This window comes from Ferroplasma acidiphilum (assembly GCF_002078355.1).
GTDB classification, from domain to species: Archaea; Thermoplasmatota; Thermoplasmata; order Thermoplasmatales; family Thermoplasmataceae; genus Ferroplasma; species Ferroplasma acidiphilum.
This window is the reverse complement of record NZ_CP015363.1, coordinates 1,179,155-1,196,306: the sequence shown is the minus strand read 5'-3', so window position 1 is coordinate 1,196,306 and position 17,152 is coordinate 1,179,155. Positions and strand designations below refer to the sequence as shown.

Here is a 17,152-nt window from a genome sequence, read left to right as displayed (position 1 = left end):
ATGGATAAAACGTTAAAAATATCAAAAATAAAGGATGGGACAGTAATAGACCATATAGCCGCCGGGAAAGCCCTGAAAGTCCTTGCCATTCTTGGCATTGACGAGTCAAATTCTATAAGTATTGGCATCAGGGTCACCAGTGGGAAGCTTGCCTATAAAGATGTCATAAAAATAGAAAATAAATTCCTTGAAAAACTTGAACTGGACAAAATAGCACTCATAGCAAATGAAGCCACTATTAGCATAATTAAGAATTATGAAATCATAGAGAAGTTCAAGCTTGATATGCCACAGGTGTTTAAAGGCATAGTTAAATGTGCAAACCAGAACTGTATAACAAATGCTGGTGAACCAGTAAAATCCGAGTTTATGACTGTGAATGCTGACCCATTAACAATTAAATGTGTTTACTGCAAGAAAGAGATGTCTGGAGAAGAGATAATTAATAATATATAGTAAATTAAAAATAATTGTATATATTATTAACAATAAAACTTAAAGGGTTATAACCTGGCACACAGATATTAATTGTATAATAAAATGTGGCTCCTCCGTATAATTGCATCTATTTCGGTTTCAATGTAATTATGAATAAATGTGTTATAAAGCCATTGACCCGGTACAATTTTATCATCACGGCATCAGGTGCTGAGAATCATATATCCTCCTGAATTTTTCCATATTTTTTCTTTCTTAAGGCCATGTATTTCCATGTTTCCAAGCCCGTAGACAAAAGTTTCATATTCCCCGCCCTCGCCAGCTATATTTATTCCATATTTTCCATTAATATATTTTAGATGCTGGAAATAATCTCTATCAATTGTAGCGCCAAGGTCACCTTCTCCCAACCCTTCGGCTGATACAGATACAATCATAGCCCGTATATCGCGCAAAATTAACTGGTCTATGATATATTCCTGATTTTTTCTCCACAGGGGGGAGTATATGATAGTATCGGTATCATAGCATGCTCTTTCTATTCTGGTTTTCTGGTAATCTGAAGCTATGGCACCAGTTATTATGGCATCAATGCCATTCCTGCATATTTCTCCAAGGTAGCTCCTGTAATCCTTTTCGTTGATATATTTAATGCTGAAACCAAGAAGTGAAGCGGCATATTCTGATATCTTCGAGTTTGGATAGTGGAACATCATTGAATACTCTTCAGGAACAACTGTTACCCCGTAGATAATTTCATATCCCTGTTCCACGGCCATCATGGCCGACAAAAACGAATCCTTGCCGCCGGAAAATAATGCTACAGCTTTCATATTATTCAGTGATCAAGTGCTACCCTGATATTTAATTCATCCCCATCCTGAAGTTTTAAATCTTTTCGAAGGAACTTATCCGAAATGATCTCAACAATATCGGTATAATTGCTTCTTTCAGGGAAAATTAGCCATGCCCCGGTACCATCGATTCTCCCTGAGAAACATTTTACCCCGCCGAATGTCCTTTCCTTATCTTTAAATCCACCTATATGTATTCCATCGGCACTGCGTATCCTTCTCAGAACGTTTTCATATTCAGGAAAAATTTTTATATTCAATGTGCCAGGGTATGGCGAAATTCCTAATTTGTCGAGAAATTGGGCCATGTAACCTTCCTGGGAAATGTAATATTTTCCCTCTCCCAATCCACTCTGTATCTCTCCTTTTAAATTAAATTCCTGCCGCATCTCAAGAATGGAATTGAGCTGGTTTAATTCCGAATATAGCAGATCAAGGGAGGGCTCCAGCAATGTAATCTTCTGTTTCCTGTTCTGCAATGTCCTTTCGATATATTTTTTATCAGCCAGTTCTATAATAAACCGTGATGATGTTTGCTGGCTAACACCGAGTTCCTCAGCAAGTTCGCCTGATGAAATATATACTGTATTGCCTGAACCGGAGAGCTTTTTAAGTATCTTTATTGTATTGTATAAGTTATAATCCATGTATGGGTATATCTCTATAATATTTATAATATTTTTAATGGCTATAGGAATCAATAAAACTGAAGGTTATTCTGGTTGCCCATTGTAACACACGGAATTCCCTTATTTTTCAATATTTTGCGAAAACGCCTGTCGTTTGTAAGAACCGCGGCATTTAATGATTTAGCAACCACCATTATGCAGAAATCTCCTTCACCACGGGATTCTATGTTTTTAAACCTTTCACTATATTTCAAGGCTGCCTTTGCATACCATTTTGTTGTTGCCAGCCCACGCAATTCGGCCAGAACGCATGCGGGGATAAGTGGCTCCATCCTCGGGGTTATTGACATTATGCCATTTTCAAGATCAATTTTGTTTTGAATTGCATAAATCAATATATTGGTATCCAGAATTATTTTGTCCATTATTTTACGACTTCCCCTATTGCTATATTTTTCCTGATTTTCTTGATCAATACTTTTGGGCGTTCTCCCTTCTTTGTTCCCGGCACATATATTGTGAAATCACCATAAAATGCATGCCCTTCTCCGGATTTGCCAATTTCTGTGATCTGGACTGTGTAGGTTTTTCCTTCAGTAAGCTGGTCTTCGTTTTCCTTAATTTCCCTTGAAGCTTTAATTGGATGCTCTGCACCGCACGCCTTACATACGAGAAGGTATGTCCTGCCAACTTTCTCTATTGTAGTATCCGGCGAGGAACATTCATAGCAGAGTACATATGTAGCCATATAGGCATTCAATTTTTCCCTGATCTCTTCTTCCCTGAGTTTTCTATTGATAATAAGCCGCCTGCCGGCTACGGAAGCTCCTATCCCGAATTCCTTTGTAAAATATTTTACCAGATCCTCCGGATTCCTGTTTAGCATCTCTGTAATATCAATAAAATTCCTGATAATAGTAGATTTTCCCTCGTATATTATCTCCGGTTCAGGCACCTTTAGCCGATCTTCTGTCCGGTTTTTGGACGATAGAACGCCGGATGCATCCTTTAGTAATTTATTATAATCAAATTCCATAATATCTAATTATAAACACGTTAATTAATATTGTTTTATTATTAATTTTTAAAATTAAATGTACAAAATAAAATTAAAAAAAATTAGAGTTTGATGATTTTATTATTTGTATTCCTGAATCCTTTATTTTAAGGCTAATTAACTTATGTATATTATTTAGCTCTAACAAATTAAATGTACATTTCTAGAATATTGTCCTTACAAACAATAAATTTAAATACAGATATATCTATTAACATAATAATGACAGAAAAGAGTGAAAAGCTCACCATACGTATATCTAATGACGAACTTGAAGAAATAGATTCTTTTCTCTCATACAACAGCAATTATGCGAGCCGGTCAGAATTTATACGAATGGCTGTATTAGAATACATTTCCATAAAAAGGATAGGGATAATCACCAAAAATAACAGTATCCATCCGGATCCACTTATTGAAAAAGCAATTAGCAAAATGGTGTCAGCTGGATTCTACAAAAGCATAGATGACGCATATGAGGAAATAATAAAGGAAGCATGGAGGCAAAATCTGATATCTGGGATGTTGAAAGCCACCGGTGATGAATTTAGCAAAATTGAAAAAATACTTGAGGAGGAAAAAAGATATGATAAATTATGACGATCTTGAGGAGATGCTGGCTAATACGGATGTTAAATATTTCGCTTTTATAGGGGATGATCGGAATATATTAACAGGATTTAAAGAGAATATAAGGAATGTTTCTACTTTTGTCGCTGTCAGAAAAATGGCTAAAAAAATTTCTGTTGAGGAATATACAAATACAAAATTAAAGAAAGTGGAGCAGGATGATACCATGGTAATAGAGCAGGAAATAAAAATGCCTGACTATAAGTTCGTAAGGCTCGGGGTATTCAGATCAATGGAAGATGTAATCTCACAGGCAATTGATGAACCTTCCATGTATGTGTTTATAGATTCCGGAACCACTTTTGACTCACTATGCAAATACCTGTCATCGGCAGAAATACCATTTCTGCACATAAAATACAACCGTAACGGGCTGGCTCTCAACGGGAGAAGGTTTTCATCAATTAGCAGTTTAACGGGCTATATTATGAAAAATTATTATCTTTAGCCTTTCCTCCTATCACTGAAACATAAATATTTTCAAGATTATCGAATTTTTCCACATATTCTATTTTAAGCCCCTGCTTAATTAAATCACCTATTATATCGTAATTGCTGAAGCTTGGGTTTTTCTCAATTATAAACACATTTCCATCCCGGGAATAATCTTTTATTTTGTCACCGGTTATGTCGATACTGTTCGTGGCTGTAATTTTTAATAAACTCCGCTCAGCAGACATAGCTGAATCATATTCTATTTTCCCGCCGTTAATAATTATAGTCCTGTCACATAACTCACGCGCTTCAGAAATCAGGTGGGTGCTCAGAAGAACTAGATGCTCCTTAGCTATATCTTTTATAATATTCCTCACATCAACCATGCCCTTTGGATCAAGACCGAAAGTAGGTTCATCAAGTATTATTATTTCCGGGTTTCCAAGCATTGCCACTGATAATGCAAGCCTCTGTTTCATCCCGCGTGAATAGGTGCCGGTTTTTCTATCGGCATATGCATCTATCCCGGTAAGTTCCCCGAGGCGTTTCATCTCTGATTTGAATTCGTCCTTCCCGATACCTTTTATCTTTGATGTAAATTCCAGAATCTCATATCCTGTAAGGTAACTGTAAAACTCTGGCTGTTCGATAAGTGCACCAACAGGTTCAAGTGCCTTTTCTGGATAAATTGCAACATTTACATTATTTAATTCAACCTTGCCATGTGACGGTTTTATTATGTTCGTGCACAGTTTTAACATTGTAGTTTTTCCTGCTCCATTGGGGCCAAGCAGTCCGGTACACCCATGCCCTTCTATTTTAAGGTTTATTGAATCAAGTGCCTTTATCTTTCTATAATTTTTTGTTAAACTGTCAAGATATATTTCCATCAGGACACCTCCTTTTTATCGAACAGCAACATGCCTATTACCAGTGCTATTACCGCATATATCACCATTATAAGGGCAGAAAGCATTATTTCAGAAAATGATGCAGGATTAATATCTATATGGCTTACAAATGCATTGCCAGGGTTTATGTTTATATATACCCTTTCTATGATGCTGGCTGCATCATTCAGGAAATATACCGGAGTATATTTGTATAATAATTCTATAATAAAGGAGCCTGCTTCAAAAAATATGTAATATATAACAAAAACTGTAATGTATGCATATGTGTTTTTATTGAATATTGCACTTATAAGGAAAGTTACAGACATTATGCTTAATATGAACAGAACCAGCATTATGAACGAGTATGAAAAATAGGTGGCCGGTATAGCACCTAAAAGGTATGATAATGTAAAAACTTCGAATATCAGGTATATTCCAACAATAAACATTGTAACTGTGAATGCTGCAAAATATTTTCCAAAGAATAATTTGTATCTATTAATTGGCAATGGAAATATAAAATATGCTGTTTTGTTTTCTATCTCGCTGGATATGGCAGGAGACCCGAAGAATACTGATGCAAATACAGGTATATATAAGAGTACAAGTGTCCAGAGATAATAGAATACATTAACCTTCATAGAGGCCGGGAATACAGTGCCGCCCAGGAACGATGGAAGATCATTTACATATTTAAATGAAAAATATGACATCATTGAACCTATAAGCAGTATAAGGAAAAGCATCAGGAAGAAACTTCTGGATCTGTAATAGTTTTTAATGTACTGTAAATAAATAGTAGAGGTTTTTGACATATATTACTTATATAACTCCTATATTTAACGTTTTAAGTACTGCTGGCAGGCTGGTATAGCCCTTATCTATGTTTAAATGTATCTGACTGTTTGATATTGTAATTGTATAGTTATTTCCTATTTCCCGGGATACATTAGAATTGCTTATTGCCGTTTGAATAAGAAATTTGTCAACCTGGAGGTCATTTGAATTTACAGGACTTATATTAAAATATGTTTTGTTGGACGTTGAGTTCATTGTAATATAGCTTATAGTGGGAATTGTATTATTCGCCCTGTAGTACAGAGAAATGTTGGAACTATCATTCATATACCCTTTGAAGCTTACCGCATCTCTCGATGATAGGTGGGCCGATATAGACTCATTTATCGCTTTCTGTTCCCCGATAACTATGAAATTTCCTGATGTATCGTATGCAAATATGTTTGCTGTAGTGTTTGTATTTTTCAATGATACGTTTAGCATATTTTGAAGTATTCCTGATACGTTGATATTCTGTATTTCGTAGACTGTAACATGGTCATAGGTAATGGTTTTGACATTGGACCCGGAGAATAATCCTGCAGTGCCTGAACCTGATACAGCAGCAGGGCTATTTGATGCAGTTAAATTCGGGTCAACCTGTGAAATAGCTGAAATATTGGCTACTATTCCAATACTGCCGCCATCCATGTATAAATAGTATTCAGTTCCATTCGTATGCACGGTTGATATCACTGTTGAATTTCCCGGTATATATTGAAAAGGCTGTATGGATGATGGGACATTTGATTTTGAGTAGTATTCATATGCAAAGTATGCAGCCGGTGCAACAATTGCCGCCGCTATGATAATAACAACAATCTTGGTTGCCATAGGTTTCATATATATACATGTAAATCAGGCTAAAAAGACTTTCCCATTAACATACATTTTTATATATTTTTATATATTTTTATATACGGAATTTCTTATCATCCTGTTGTGTACATAATTCTAGTTAAATATAAACCCTCTGTTATCAATAAATTGATCATTAAATAATAGGAAGGGGCATCTCTCTCCGTGGATGGAATGAATATATTAAATATAAAAAAGTAATACTCTTCTTAAGCTCCGGTGGTGTAGCCAGGCCAAGCATTAGGGACTCTCAATCCCCCGACTCGGGTCCAAATCCCGGCCGGAGCATAATTGTATGATTTTTGAAGAACCACAGGTTGTCACACTTAAAAATAGCAATTTTTATATTCTTTTCAAACATAAATATAATATGTTTGAGTCTTCAAGGTCATATTACCTGAAAATAGACCACTTAATAATTCCAATGTTCAAAGGCACCAATTCCAGCAAGGTTTTAAAAATGTCATATGATATGGCTAAAGCTAATAATTCAGAAATAACTGCTATAACCATCAGGGAAAAAAATGACCCGATAGACATTTCCGGGAGGCTTGGTGTAGTAACTACTGCCTACAACGAGGGGAAAAAAGCAGGAATAAAGGTCATACCAAAAATCCAAACATTTGATAATGCAAGGGAAGGGCTGGTTATGGAAACATCGGGCCATTATTATGACCTTCTTATACTTTCAACAAGAAAAAGGTCAATGCTTTCAAGCTCAATTTTTGGCAATATAGGAGATTATGTATTGAAAAACTCCTCAATACCAGTGGCAATCTTGAGTTCAGGGGAGAGAGGTTATCCATATAGCAATATTATGTTGCCACTTTCCGAATCTATTAATACAAGGGCGGCCGTATTTTTTGCCCTTCAACTTGCAAAACTTAACCGGTCAAATGTTACAATACTGGATTTGCGGAAATATGACAAAAATCCGGTTCATGGTTTTAAAGCACTGATGGAAAATCCTGGCATACTATCTGAAAGCAAGATAGAAATAAGAATTGTGCGGTCCGGTGGCTTCACAGGAATAAAAGAAGAGGTTGGAAATTATATTAAATCCGATAACCCGGATTGTATAGTGGTTGGGACTAGCAGATCACACAATATAAGAATGACATCAGATATCAAGTTTATAATTAAAGAACCGGAAATTGACACAATTCTTGTTAAAAAATAAAAACAAAAAAATATTTTATAGAGAATGGCAATTATTTAGAATGCTTTATTCAGAAGAAAGAGAAATTGTTTTAAATGCCTGCAGGGAAATGGTAAGCAGCAATCTTACTGTCGGTTCATGGGGGAATATCAGTTTGAGGGCCAAAGATGGCAATATAGTTATTACGCCAAGTGGTACAAACTATAATAAAAGCAATGCAGAGGATATGGTTATCACCGATATTGATGGTAAAGTGATAGACGGAAAATTAAAGCCTTCAAGTGAGCGCCTGATGCATTATGAAATATATAAAAATAGGGCTGATGTAATGGCAATAGTACACACACATTCTATATATTCTTCAGTACTGGCAGTTACCGGTGACGGCATTCCTCCTGTGACAGAGGACACGGCAATGCTGTTGGGAAACCGGGTGAATGTATCCCGTTACGCTTTAACAGGGACCATGGAATTAGCCAGATATGTTGTTGAAGGGCTGGAGTTGAATAACGCTACCATAATGAAAAATCACGGGGCTGTATCTGTTGGCACAGACATGGAGAGAGCAATTATAGCATCCCAGGTTCTTGAAAAATCAGCAAGAATTTTCGTTACAGCAAAAATGATAGGAGAAGTAAATATACTACCTCCAGAGGATGTAATAAAACTAAGGGGAATGTCAGAAGGTTATCTGAATCAGTGGAAGAACTGGAAATAATTAAGAAATTTCCTTGGCCATATAGGGACCCAGCCTTTCATATCCATATTTCCTGAAATAGTTTCTAACTCCTATTCCACTGATTACAATTATACGCTTTTTACCATATTCCTCAAGTGATATCCTTTCGGCTTCATCCAGCAGTTTTTTCCCGAATCCATGGTGCTGCCAGTTTTCTCCGGACTCTTCACCTATCGGTACTATATTTCCCATAACCTTTATTTCCCTTATCACTGATGAGGATAGAACTTCCTTGCGATGTGCCATTTCTGATGGAATTCTAAGCCTGAGGTATCCAATAATATCACCATTCGAACTCTCAAAGGAAAGGAATATTTCATCACCGCCGGATGCCCTGTAATTCCTTCTTGTGAGGGTATAATCATTTCCAAAGGAATCTTTCATTATTCCAACTTCCCGGCTTCTAATTTCCATAGTTTTTATTCCCATTTCCTCCATTTCCAGGTCAACAAGGTTATGCAGGTCACTCCTCTTTACCCCTGCCTCAATAAAATTAACAGGTATATCCCTCTGCATCCTCATTACCCTTACCCATGGTGGCATGTTTTTCATAAAATAGGTAACCATCCTGACTACCTTTTCAGTATCGTATGGTATGTATTTTCCTTCTTTCCAGTACTTATACAATGCTGTATTTTTTACAACGAGCGTTGGATATATCTTTAGCATATCTGGCCTGAACCTCTCATCACCCATAACCATATCAAAGCTTTTTATATCCTCTTTATAGGACGACCCGTACATTCCTGGCATAAGGTGATATAAAACCTTCAATCCCGCATCCCTTGCGAGCTGGGTTGACCTCACTATTTCTTCCACTCCATGCCCTCTTCTGTTAAGCCTGAGTATCCTGTCATTAAGTACCTGAATGCCAAGCTCAACCTTAGTTGTCCCGTAGGATAACGCCTCATCTATTTCCCTCTCGTTGAACCAGTCAGGCTTTGTTTCAATAGTCATGCCAACACAGCGCCTCTGTGAAAATTCATTTTCCAGTATTGCCTGGTCCAGCGTAGGGGATATTTTCCTGTTCATTCCATCAATGCATCCTTTAACAAATTCTTCCTGGTATTCTCTGGATCTGGCGGTAAATGTACCACCCATGACTATTAAATCAACTTTACTGGTATCATGGCCTATTGTTTCCAGCTGTTTTAGCCTGCTGAATGCAATATTATAAGAATCATAATAATTTGTCCTTCCCCTGAGGGCAGATGGCTCATACCCTGTATATGATTGGGGAGAATTGCTATCAATTCCACCAGGGCAGAAAATACATTTGCCGTGGGGGCAAGCTTCAGGGGATGTCATAGCCGCCACAACCGCAACTCCTGACACAGTCCTGGTAGGTTTCTTCCTCAGCAACTGCACAAATCTTCTATTATCTCCATAATTAAGAATTTCTACATCACTGGGAACAACGTCGAGATTGAATTTTTTTGATAATAAGAGTTTCTCTCTCTGAAGCTGATCCTTATCCTTAATTTTCCCGTTAACTATTAGAGAAGTTATCTGATCATAAAAATCCATAATATATGATAATTGTATATGGTTATAAATTTTTATTCATTCCATTGTCTTCATCATTTTTGTGCTCTTCCTGGTACTTCTTCCGTCCTGCAGACCGTATAACGAATGAAAGGGCTATGACTATTATCAGTATCAGGAAATCGTAATCTCCCGGTATTCCAAGAGATGTTGAGAATACAATAATAACAATTGCAACAAGGAAAATAACATTGGATAAAATTGCATATATCCGTGGCATCCTGTATGCATTTGCTCTTCTGTTCCCCTGCGGATTCTGTGCATTTATCCCATTATATGTTGATTTTACATAGGGGGACATAACACTCATATAGACTATAACCGGTACTTCATCATTCATATAATCATATGTGCCCGTTAGGACACCAGCCCCGAAAGTAAGGGTGCCTATTTTAGAATCATCGGATTTAATGTCCATTTTTCTGGTATCCATATCTGCATATGGCTTTGATAGAGAATATGTCCTGCCGTTATAGCTCATTACAAGGTTTCTGGAAAGGGTTCCCATGTCCATAGATCCCTGGCTAATTTTATAGCCACCAGGTGCTTTGTCAATATAAACACTCTGGAGGCCCGAGGTATTTGATATCTCTATTGATTTCGCTCCCAGGGAAGATGAATTTGATTTTATTGTGTAAATTTCATTGTCATCCTGGTATATCTTTCCATCCTTAAATGTATATTCCACTCATTAACATTTAAATATCGTATATTATTTTTTCTATACGCACTGTACAATTTTAATAATGCAAATAGTCCGGCAGCATAAGCCGGCTCTCCTTGCTATCCTGGAAAAGCTATATGTGGCACATTAAGGAAACCATCCTGTTCCGGCTCTGTGATTCAAGAATAAGAAAATTTTATAGAAAAATCAGCATGTTAGAATATATACTATGTTTAGTTAATATTCCGGGTCTTTCAATAGTGTTAATTACTTAATTTTAATTTGCTATTCATGTCACTATTTAATGAAATTGCTATGGAATCCAATAAAATTGGAATTGGAAACACACCACTATTCAAAATAGGAGAAACAGGAATATATTCTAAACTTGAATATTACAATCGCTTCAGGTCAATTAAGGATCGGGCAGCATTTTTTATGATAGATTATGCACTTAAAAGCGGAGAGTTGCGAAGCGACCAGACTATTATAGAAGCATCATCAGGAAATACCGGTATTGCTATTGCTGGAATTTCAAGTATACTTAACTTAAAAAACGAGATAGTCATTCCGGAATCGGCACCTGACGCCACGAAGAAATTGCTTTCAAGTTTTGGTTCCAGAGTTGTAACAACTCCAGGCAATAGCACAGAAAACTCAATAAACTATGTAGAAGACATGATAGAAAAATATCCGGAAAAATACTACAGGCTAAGCCAGCATGCAAATATTATGAATTCTAACGCCCATTATTACGGAACCGGGCCTGAAATTAATGAAAAATTGGAGCATATTGACAATCTCGTGGTGGGAGTAGGCACCGGTGGGACTATTACAGGGCTTGCCAGATATTTTAAGGAAAAATACAACATAAATGTCACAGGCGTACTTCCAGCAGAAGGGTCAAGAATAGTTGGACTGCGCAATCCATTTAAATCAAACCACAGAGTTCTTCTTGATACCTATAAATCTCTTATAGATAATTTTGTAACCGTCTCGGAAGACGATGCATATGAGGGTGTCAGGCAACTCAAGGCTAAATATAACTTACTCTGTTGGCCCTTCGTCGGGTGCTAATTATATGGCATCCCTGGCAATATCTGAAAATAAAGGTACTACCGTAACTGTATTTCCTGACGACTATTATAAATATCAGTCAATATACATTGAGAAATCAATAATAGATTAATTGAAAGATTTATTTTTCCTATCGGGGTAGTTGTTTAGTGGAAGCCAGTTAAACCCTTTCAATTCTATATCAAAACCTTCAACAGAGAAAATAGATATGGAACAGTTGCTAATTTCAAGACTCGTCAATGGCAGCCCCTCCACTCCTGTTGACAGCGAATACATACCACGGATCGGTTCAAGGTGTGTTGCAATAAGTACCTTCTTAAAACCATTCCCTGAAATAGAACCTATAAATTCCTTCACCCTTTTTTTGAGATCAGAAAACTTTTCCACACCGTATCTGTTCTCAACCCCATCCTGAAATGTTGAGTACCACGCCGGATCCTTGGATTCAATTTCCGTTATTTTCATTCCTGTGAGCTTCCCTGTGCCAATATCCCTTAGCCTGTTGTCCGTGATATATCTATCAATTCCCATATTTTCAAGTGTTTGTTTTACCCGCAAAACCGGGCTGCTGTATACAGCATCAAAATATAACTGTTCCAGATATTTTCCCGTTTCCCTGGCCTGTTCCAATCCATTTTCATTTAATTCAGTATCATCAAGAGGAAATACAGCAGACGCATTATTATATGTCTCACCGTGCCTTACCATGTATACAAGCATGAACCGTTATTTAGCATTGATAATTAATTTTTATGTTTAAATTTGGGTGACTCACAAATATTTATTCATTAGAAATCAATAAAATTATATTGGCATTAACTATTTATGGGCATGGAACTTCTTAGAAAAGGCAAGGTAAAGGATGTATATGACGATGGAAAGGATCTGGTCTTTAAATTTTCGGACAGAATATCCGTATTCGATAAGATTATTCCAGATTCTATCCCACATAAGGGCGAATCACTGTGCAGAACCTCAACTTACTGGTATAATATTGTATCATCCCTGGGGATAGATACAGATTTTATTGAACTTGTGTCTGATTCAGAAATGAAAGTAAAAAAATTCAGGCAGATAGACCGCGGTTATAAATTTCTTTCAAATTATATGGTACCTCTGGAGTTTATAACAAGGTACTATCTTGCTGGTTCCGCCTATGACAGGGTAAAATCGGGGGAAATTGACTATCATTCCCTGGGTTTCAAGAATCCTCCTGTTTATGGAGAAAAACTTCCAGACCCATTTTTTGAAGTTTCAACAAAATTCGAAAAGTTTGATAGATATCTTCATACTGATGAGGCACTTGAAATTTCTGGCCTTGATGCCGGTGAATTATGCGAGATTCAGGAAACCATTTTTAAGATAGACAGAAGGATAAATAGTTCTGTGGAAAGCAGGGGGCTTATTCATGCCGATGGAAAGAAAGAATTTGCACTGGGCCTTGAAAGAAAACCGGTAATAATTGATACATTCGGCACGCTGGATGAAGACAGGTTCTGGGATAAGAAAGATTATGAGAACGGGCAGGTAAATGAACTCAGCAAGGAAATGGTAAGGCAATATTACAGAAAAACAGGATACCACCAGAAACTCTATGATGCCAGGGATAATAATCAACCGGAGCCGGATATAGAACCTTTGCCGGAAAATATTGTTAAAACAGTTTCAGATTTATACATTCATATGTACGAAAAAATAACTGGATTAAAGTGGTGAACTACCTCATTCCAAAGCATTGAAGCTTCCTGGTTCATCGACATAATTTGCCTTCACATATGAAGTATTAAGCCCTTCAAAGGTATCGGTTAATGTTTCCCCGGGCGTAAATCCCCTGCTATCTTCAGGTAAAATATAGGTGTTGATGCCTTATGTTTAAGTGCATCGATTATTCCACCTACGTTAATAAATTTAATATTATCATATAAACATTACTATTATATATGCATATGTTATAATTATCTGAAAAATAATTAATTTGTTGTTATTTTAAAAATTATAACTTTCATGGGATTTGAAAATTGTTTAAATATTAACTAATTATTGAATATAGTCGACAGGAAAAAAGACATGATAACTGCAGGCGGGTATAATATATACCCGGAGGAAGTGGAGAAAATTCTGTATGAACACTCTGGCGTGTCCCAGTGTGCTGTTGTAGTGGTACCTGACGCGCATCGCGGGGAAACTGTTAAGGCAATAATAGTACTTTCCGACAAATCCGTTACGGAGGACGAAATTAAAAAATACTGCTAGGAAAAACTCGCAAAATATAAAGTTCCAAAAATTATCCAGTTCACGATCCCGTAGCAAGGAAGCCTATGACTTCAGTCATAGGATGAATTACGACAATTTTATATATTGAGTTTATATTTGAATAATGTGCTTAAAACCCTTCAAATCAAATTGCTTCCAGAGGATAATCAGAAAGATATACTCCTTAACACATTTAAAAAGTTCAATGAAGCATGTAATTTTGTCTCTAAAATAGCATGGGATAATAAAATATATAATAAAATCTCTTTGCAGAAATTAGTATATTATGATATCAGAAACAAATTCGGGTTATCAGCACAGTTAACCATAAGAGTTATTGCAAAGGTTGTGGACACATATATGGTTGATAGATCAATATTCCATGAATTCCGGGAATACGGAAGCATTGTATATGACCAGAGAATTATGAGTTTTAAAGGCATGGATGAAGTAAGCCTTAACACCATTAAGGGAAGAATAAAAATACCTATAACCATTGGAAAATATGCTGATATACCCTTTGATATGGTAAGGGGCCAATGTGACCTTGTAAGAAAGCATAAAATTTTCTATTTAATGGTAAGCGTTGATATAAAGGAAGAACCAGTTATAGAACCTAAGAATGTTATAGGTGTAGATATGGGCATTGCTAATATCTCCGTAGATTCTACAGGCAAATATTATTCCGGAGATGAGATCAAGAATGTAAGAGAACACAATTTAGATCTCCGCTCCAGATTGCAATCAGTAAATACCAGATCAGCAAAAAGGCATCTTAAGAAACTTTCAGGAAAGGAACATAGATTTGCCACCAATACCAACCATATAATATCTAAAGAAATAGTAAATAAAGCCAAAGGCACCTCTTCTGCAATTGCCATTGAAGATCTTACCGGCATTAAAATGAGGACAACTGTTAAGAAAGGAAATAGATATATTCATAATTCATGGGCTTTCTACCAGCTCAGGTTATTCATAGAGTATAAGGCAATAGAAGCAGGAATACCTGTTATTGTTATAGACCCACATAACACGAGCAGGGAATGCCCCAACTGCCATACTATATCTAAAAAGAATCGGCCTGAGAGATCTATATTTAAATGCATTTCCTGTGGATTAAAGGGAGAAGCAGATTATATTGCTTCCCTCAATATCAGGAACAGGGCTGTTGCCAACCAGCCTATTGTAGCGGGTGATTTTTTTGTCCATTGTGACACCCTGGTTGCAAGCTCACTGCTTTAGCTGTGGGTAGTTGACCGATAGCTTACCACTTACACCTGTTGGAAAGATTGATAAAAAAGCCCTCAGGCATGATAAAAACTAGGAAAAATTTAATTTTATAATTTTTAGTATCTACAAAATCTAAATATTGTATAAATCTGTATATAGTTATAACCTGAATCGGGCATTTATAAAGTTAACATCTGGAAAAAACTTTTTCAAAATTATATAATGTTAATTAGTTTTCTGAAAAATACAGGGGATTATTTTCTATCCTGCATTTTCACAAAATCACGTTTGTCCGGTCCTGTATACACTGCCCTGGGCCTGATTAACCTCTCCTCTTCCTCTACATACTCTGTTATATGTGAAAGCCATCCGAGAACCCTGGAAAATCCAAACAGGGTTGTAAACATGTATATGGGGAAGCCGATTTCATTGAAAACTATGCCGGAATAATAATCTGTATTTGGATATATTCCTTTGCCACCGAATTCCTTTACACCAAGTTCCTCGAGTTTCACTGCAATTTCAAAGAGTTTTTTCTGCTCATCTGTCTGTTCCAGTGTAGTTGCCAGTTTCTTGAATATTTTCATTCTCGGGTCATATGTCCTGTAAACCCTGTGCCCGAATCCCATTAGTCTTCTCTTGCCATCTAATATGTTTGTTTTGAACCAGTTCTCCACATTGTCAACATTTCCTATGTCAAGCAACTGCTTATATGCCGCTTCAGCTGCTCCACCATGCAGCGGGCCTTTAAGTGCAGCAGTAGCTGCTGTTATGCATGAATACATATCGGAAAGAGTAGAAGAAGCAACAAGGGCTGCTGTTGTAGAAGCAGGGACCTCATGGTCAACGTATATAACAAGAGCAGCATTCATTGCAGAAATCTTTTTCTCATCAGCATTTCCAAAGCAGTTCCTTAGAAATGCTTCGGCGTAGTCGTATTTCGGGTCAGGATTCTGGAGTCCCATTCCCATCTTGTGCCTGTATATATTTGATATTATTCCCAAATTTTCCCCGAGGATTTTTGGAACCTGTTTTCTGTCATTTTCCTTATTCCACTGGTAATCACCTGAGGAGAGAGAGGCAAATGCGGTTTCCATCATTGTAAGTGTATCCGCTTCCCTTGGCAGGTCAGATATTAATTCCATAACATGGTCAGGCAGCTTATAATGTTCCTTAACAGATTTTTTAAATTCTGCCAGCTGCTGGCTATTCGGTAGCTCCCCATTGGTCATGAGATAGCACACTTCCTCGAATCCAGTATTCTGGACAAGATCGTTTATGTCATATCCCCTGTATCTTAGCACGCCTGCGTTTCCATCTATAAATGTTAACCCTGTATATTTTATGAATACATCTTCCAATCCCAAACTTACTGCCATTTTAATCACTTCCAAACCAATCTGAATTTTTTACGTTTGCCAATTCTTTCAAAGTATAGCTCTCACGCATCAGGTCCCTTGTAGAGAGAACTCCCGTTACAGCACCATTTTCCGATTTTACTATGAGGTGCCTTATATTATGTTTGCTCATAAGTACAGCTGCCTTTGTTATGGAGTCATCCTCATGCACAACAATTAAGTTCTCCTTTGTTGCAACGTCCCCGACCGGTGCAGTCAGAGACTTTCCTCCGGCAATTGCCTTAATAATATCCCGTTCCGTAACAATCCCTTTCATGGATTCGGCGGAACCAAGCAGGAGAGACCCTTTGTTTTCTTCAGTCATTTTCTTCGCCCCATCATATATAGTTGAAGCACCATCTATATAAGCAGGATGTTTTTGCATGATATTACTTATTTCGAGAGTCATTGGCTAATCATGGTACGATTTAATTTAAACATTACGTTTGGTAAA

Annotated in this window: 20 protein-coding genes, 1 tRNA gene and 1 pseudogene; 10 read left to right on the top strand and 12 right to left on the bottom strand. The window is 36.9% G+C overall.

The genetic code is table 11. The annotated features are described in order from the left end of the window. On the top strand, positions 1-456 hold the full coding sequence (gene pyrI, locus fad_RS05845) for an aspartate carbamoyltransferase regulatory subunit (protein WP_081142563.1): 456 nt from the start codon (positions 1-3) through the stop codon (positions 454-456). A gap of 185 nt (positions 457-641) precedes the next feature. Here the strand turns inward: pyrI and fad_RS05840 are convergent, their stop codons facing one another. From fad_RS05840 to fad_RS05825, 4 genes are read right to left on the bottom strand one after another with little or no spacing between them, the layout of a single operon-like run. Then, positions 642-1,271, bottom strand: a complete 630-nt coding sequence (locus tag fad_RS05840) for a diphthine--ammonia ligase (RefSeq protein WP_081142562.1) — start codon at positions 1,269-1,271, stop codon at positions 642-644. 5 nt (positions 1,272-1,276) lie between these two features. Continuing rightward, positions 1,277-1,939 (bottom strand): DUF120 domain-containing protein, encoded by a 663-nt coding sequence (locus fad_RS05835; RefSeq protein WP_081142561.1) that lies wholly within the window; start codon positions 1,937-1,939, stop codon positions 1,277-1,279. Positions 1,940-1,989: 50 nt separating this feature from the next. After that, positions 1,990-2,346: a type II toxin-antitoxin system VapC family toxin gene (locus fad_RS05830; protein ID WP_081142559.1), complete on the bottom strand. Its 357-nt coding sequence runs from the start codon at positions 2,344-2,346 to the stop codon at positions 1,990-1,992. Then, positions 2,346-2,957, bottom strand: a complete 612-nt coding sequence (locus tag fad_RS05825; protein ID WP_009886283.1) for a translation initiation factor IF-2 subunit beta — start codon at positions 2,955-2,957, stop codon at positions 2,346-2,348. Before fad_RS05825 ends, fad_RS05830 begins: the two co-directional genes overlap by 1 nt. Positions 2,958-3,200: 243 nt before the next feature. On the opposite strand from fad_RS05825, the gene fad_RS05820 reads away from it, so the two are divergent. Then, a complete protein-coding gene (locus fad_RS05820; RefSeq protein WP_009886282.1) occupies positions 3,201-3,578 on the top strand; it encodes a ribbon-helix-helix domain-containing protein in 378 nt (125 codons plus the stop codon). Then, entirely contained in the window at positions 3,565-4,056 is a 492-nt protein-coding gene (locus fad_RS05815; RefSeq protein WP_009886281.1) for a hypothetical protein, read from the top strand. The genes fad_RS05820 and fad_RS05815 overlap by 14 nt, the downstream gene beginning before the upstream one ends. Here fad_RS05815 and fad_RS05810 read toward each other — a convergent pair. Genes fad_RS05810 through fad_RS05800 form a run of 3 tightly spaced genes read right to left on the bottom strand, consistent with a single transcriptional unit; the run spans position 4,034 to position 6,610 of the window. Beyond that, positions 4,034-4,933, bottom strand: coding sequence for an ABC transporter ATP-binding protein (locus tag fad_RS05810; RefSeq protein ID WP_009886280.1), 900 nt, complete (start codon positions 4,931-4,933; stop codon positions 4,034-4,036). The genes fad_RS05815 and fad_RS05810 overlap by 23 nt on opposite strands. Continuing rightward, on the bottom strand, positions 4,933-5,754 hold the full coding sequence (locus fad_RS05805) for an ABC transporter permease (protein WP_009886279.1): 822 nt from the start codon (positions 5,752-5,754) through the stop codon (positions 4,933-4,935). The genes fad_RS05810 and fad_RS05805 overlap by 1 nt, the downstream gene beginning before the upstream one ends. Positions 5,755-5,761: 7 nt before the next feature. Then, positions 5,762-6,610 carry a hypothetical protein gene (locus fad_RS05800; protein WP_148285708.1) on the bottom strand — a complete coding sequence of 283 codons (849 nt, stop codon included), beginning with the start codon at positions 6,608-6,610 and terminating at the stop codon, positions 5,762-5,764. A gap of 237 nt (positions 6,611-6,847) precedes the next feature. Here fad_RS05800 and fad_RS05795 point away from each other — a divergent pair. The 3 genes from fad_RS05795 (at position 6,848) to fad_RS05785 (ending at position 8,511) form a co-directional block, all read left to right on the top strand. Beyond that, positions 6,848-6,922, top strand: a tRNA-Glu gene (locus fad_RS05795). An 82-nt stretch (positions 6,923-7,004) separates the two neighbouring features. Then, complete coding sequence (locus fad_RS05790; protein ID WP_148285707.1) at positions 7,005-7,814, top strand: universal stress protein; 810 nt, start codon at positions 7,005-7,007, stop codon at positions 7,812-7,814. Positions 7,815-7,854: 40 nt separating this feature from the next. After that, the gene (locus tag fad_RS05785) at positions 7,855-8,511 is read left to right on the top strand and encodes a class II aldolase/adducin family protein (protein WP_081143167.1); all 657 of its coding nucleotides are present in this window, start codon (positions 7,855-7,857) and stop codon (positions 8,509-8,511) included. On the opposite strand, the gene fad_RS05780 is transcribed toward fad_RS05785, so the two are convergent. Further along, entirely contained in the window at positions 8,512-10,059 is a 1,548-nt protein-coding gene (locus fad_RS05780) for a tRNA uridine(34) 5-carboxymethylaminomethyl modification radical SAM/GNAT enzyme Elp3 (protein ID WP_009886275.1), read from the bottom strand. 22 nt (positions 10,060-10,081) lie between these two features. Beyond that, complete coding sequence (locus tag fad_RS05775; RefSeq protein WP_009886274.1) at positions 10,082-10,765, bottom strand: hypothetical protein; 684 nt, start codon at positions 10,763-10,765, stop codon at positions 10,082-10,084. 267 nt (positions 10,766-11,032) lie between these two features. Here fad_RS05775 and fad_RS05770 point away from each other — a divergent pair, with 267 nt between their 5' ends. Further along, entirely contained in the window at positions 11,033-11,818 is a 786-nt protein-coding gene (locus tag fad_RS05770; RefSeq protein ID WP_236940555.1) for a pyridoxal-phosphate dependent enzyme, read from the top strand. Positions 11,819-11,926: 108 nt separating this feature from the next. Here the strand turns inward: fad_RS05770 and fad_RS05765 are convergent, their stop codons facing one another. Further along, positions 11,927-12,538 carry a histidine phosphatase family protein gene (locus fad_RS05765; protein ID WP_009886272.1) on the bottom strand — a complete coding sequence of 204 codons (612 nt, stop codon included), beginning with the start codon at positions 12,536-12,538 and terminating at the stop codon, positions 11,927-11,929. Between the two features lie 111 nt (positions 12,539-12,649). Here fad_RS05765 and fad_RS05760 point away from each other — a divergent pair, with 111 nt between their 5' ends. From fad_RS05760 to fad_RS05750, 3 genes and pseudogenes are all read left to right on the top strand, one after another. After that, a complete protein-coding gene (locus fad_RS05760; RefSeq protein ID WP_048074118.1) occupies positions 12,650-13,534 on the top strand; it encodes a phosphoribosylaminoimidazolesuccinocarboxamide synthase in 885 nt (294 codons plus the stop codon). Between the two features lie 330 nt (positions 13,535-13,864). After that, positions 13,865-14,068 (top strand): annotated as a pseudogene (locus tag fad_RS05755) (AMP-binding enzyme); the annotation flags it as partial. Positions 14,069-14,197: 129 nt separating this feature from the next. Continuing rightward, on the top strand, positions 14,198-15,313 hold the full coding sequence (locus fad_RS05750) for an RNA-guided endonuclease InsQ/TnpB family protein (RefSeq protein WP_081142556.1): 1,116 nt from the start codon (positions 14,198-14,200) through the stop codon (positions 15,311-15,313). Between the two features lie 242 nt (positions 15,314-15,555). On the opposite strand, the gene gltA is transcribed toward fad_RS05750, so the two are convergent. After that, the gene (gene gltA, locus fad_RS05745; protein WP_081142554.1) at positions 15,556-16,680 is read right to left on the bottom strand and encodes a citrate synthase; all 1,125 of its coding nucleotides are present in this window, start codon (positions 16,678-16,680) and stop codon (positions 15,556-15,558) included. A gap of 1 nt (position 16,681) precedes the next feature. Continuing rightward, a complete protein-coding gene (locus tag fad_RS05740; RefSeq protein ID WP_081142552.1) occupies positions 16,682-17,107 on the bottom strand; it encodes a CBS domain-containing protein in 426 nt (141 codons plus the stop codon). Positions 17,108-17,152 lie beyond the last annotated feature (45 nt).

What these genes read in the sequence shown, in the direction of transcription:
- pyrI (WP_081142563.1), top strand. Translation starts at nt 1, where the DNA reads ATGGATAAAACGTTAAAAATATCAAAAATAAAGGATGGGACAGTAATA.
- fad_RS05840 (WP_081142562.1), bottom strand. Translation starts at nt 1,271, where the DNA reads ATGAAAGCTGTAGCATTATTTTCCGGCGGCAAGGATTCGTTTTTGTCG.
- fad_RS05835 (WP_081142561.1), bottom strand. Translation starts at nt 1,939, where the DNA reads ATGGATTATAACTTATACAATACAATAAAGATACTTAAAAAGCTCTCC.
- fad_RS05830 (WP_081142559.1), bottom strand. Translation starts at nt 2,346, where the DNA reads ATGGACAAAATAATTCTGGATACCAATATATTGATTTATGCAATTCAA.
- fad_RS05825 (WP_009886283.1), bottom strand. Translation starts at nt 2,957, where the DNA reads ATGGAATTTGATTATAATAAATTACTAAAGGATGCATCCGGCGTTCTA.
- fad_RS05820 (WP_009886282.1), top strand. Translation starts at nt 3,201, where the DNA reads ATGACAGAAAAGAGTGAAAAGCTCACCATACGTATATCTAATGACGAA.
- fad_RS05815 (WP_009886281.1), top strand. Translation starts at nt 3,565, where the DNA reads ATGATAAATTATGACGATCTTGAGGAGATGCTGGCTAATACGGATGTT.
- fad_RS05810 (WP_009886280.1), bottom strand. Translation starts at nt 4,933, where the DNA reads ATGGAAATATATCTTGACAGTTTAACAAAAAATTATAGAAAGATAAAG.
- fad_RS05805 (WP_009886279.1), bottom strand. Translation starts at nt 5,754, where the DNA reads ATGTCAAAAACCTCTACTATTTATTTACAGTACATTAAAAACTATTAC.
- fad_RS05800 (WP_148285708.1), bottom strand. Translation starts at nt 6,610, where the DNA reads ATGGCAACCAAGATTGTTGTTATTATCATAGCGGCGGCAATTGTTGCA.
- fad_RS05790 (WP_148285707.1), top strand. Translation starts at nt 7,005, where the DNA reads ATGTTTGAGTCTTCAAGGTCATATTACCTGAAAATAGACCACTTAATA.
- fad_RS05785 (WP_081143167.1), top strand. Translation starts at nt 7,855, where the DNA reads ATGCTTTATTCAGAAGAAAGAGAAATTGTTTTAAATGCCTGCAGGGAA.
- fad_RS05780 (WP_009886275.1), bottom strand. Translation starts at nt 10,059, where the DNA reads ATGGATTTTTATGATCAGATAACTTCTCTAATAGTTAACGGGAAAATT.
- fad_RS05770 (WP_236940555.1), top strand. Translation starts at nt 11,033, where the DNA reads ATGTCACTATTTAATGAAATTGCTATGGAATCCAATAAAATTGGAATT.
- fad_RS05765 (WP_009886272.1), bottom strand. Translation starts at nt 12,538, where the DNA reads ATGCTTGTATACATGGTAAGGCACGGTGAGACATATAATAATGCGTCT.
- fad_RS05760 (WP_048074118.1), top strand. Translation starts at nt 12,650, where the DNA reads ATGGAACTTCTTAGAAAAGGCAAGGTAAAGGATGTATATGACGATGGA.
- gltA (WP_081142554.1), bottom strand. Translation starts at nt 16,680, where the DNA reads ATGGCAGTAAGTTTGGGATTGGAAGATGTATTCATAAAATATACAGGG.
- fad_RS05740 (WP_081142552.1), bottom strand. Translation starts at nt 17,107, where the DNA reads ATGACTCTCGAAATAAGTAATATCATGCAAAAACATCCTGCTTATATA.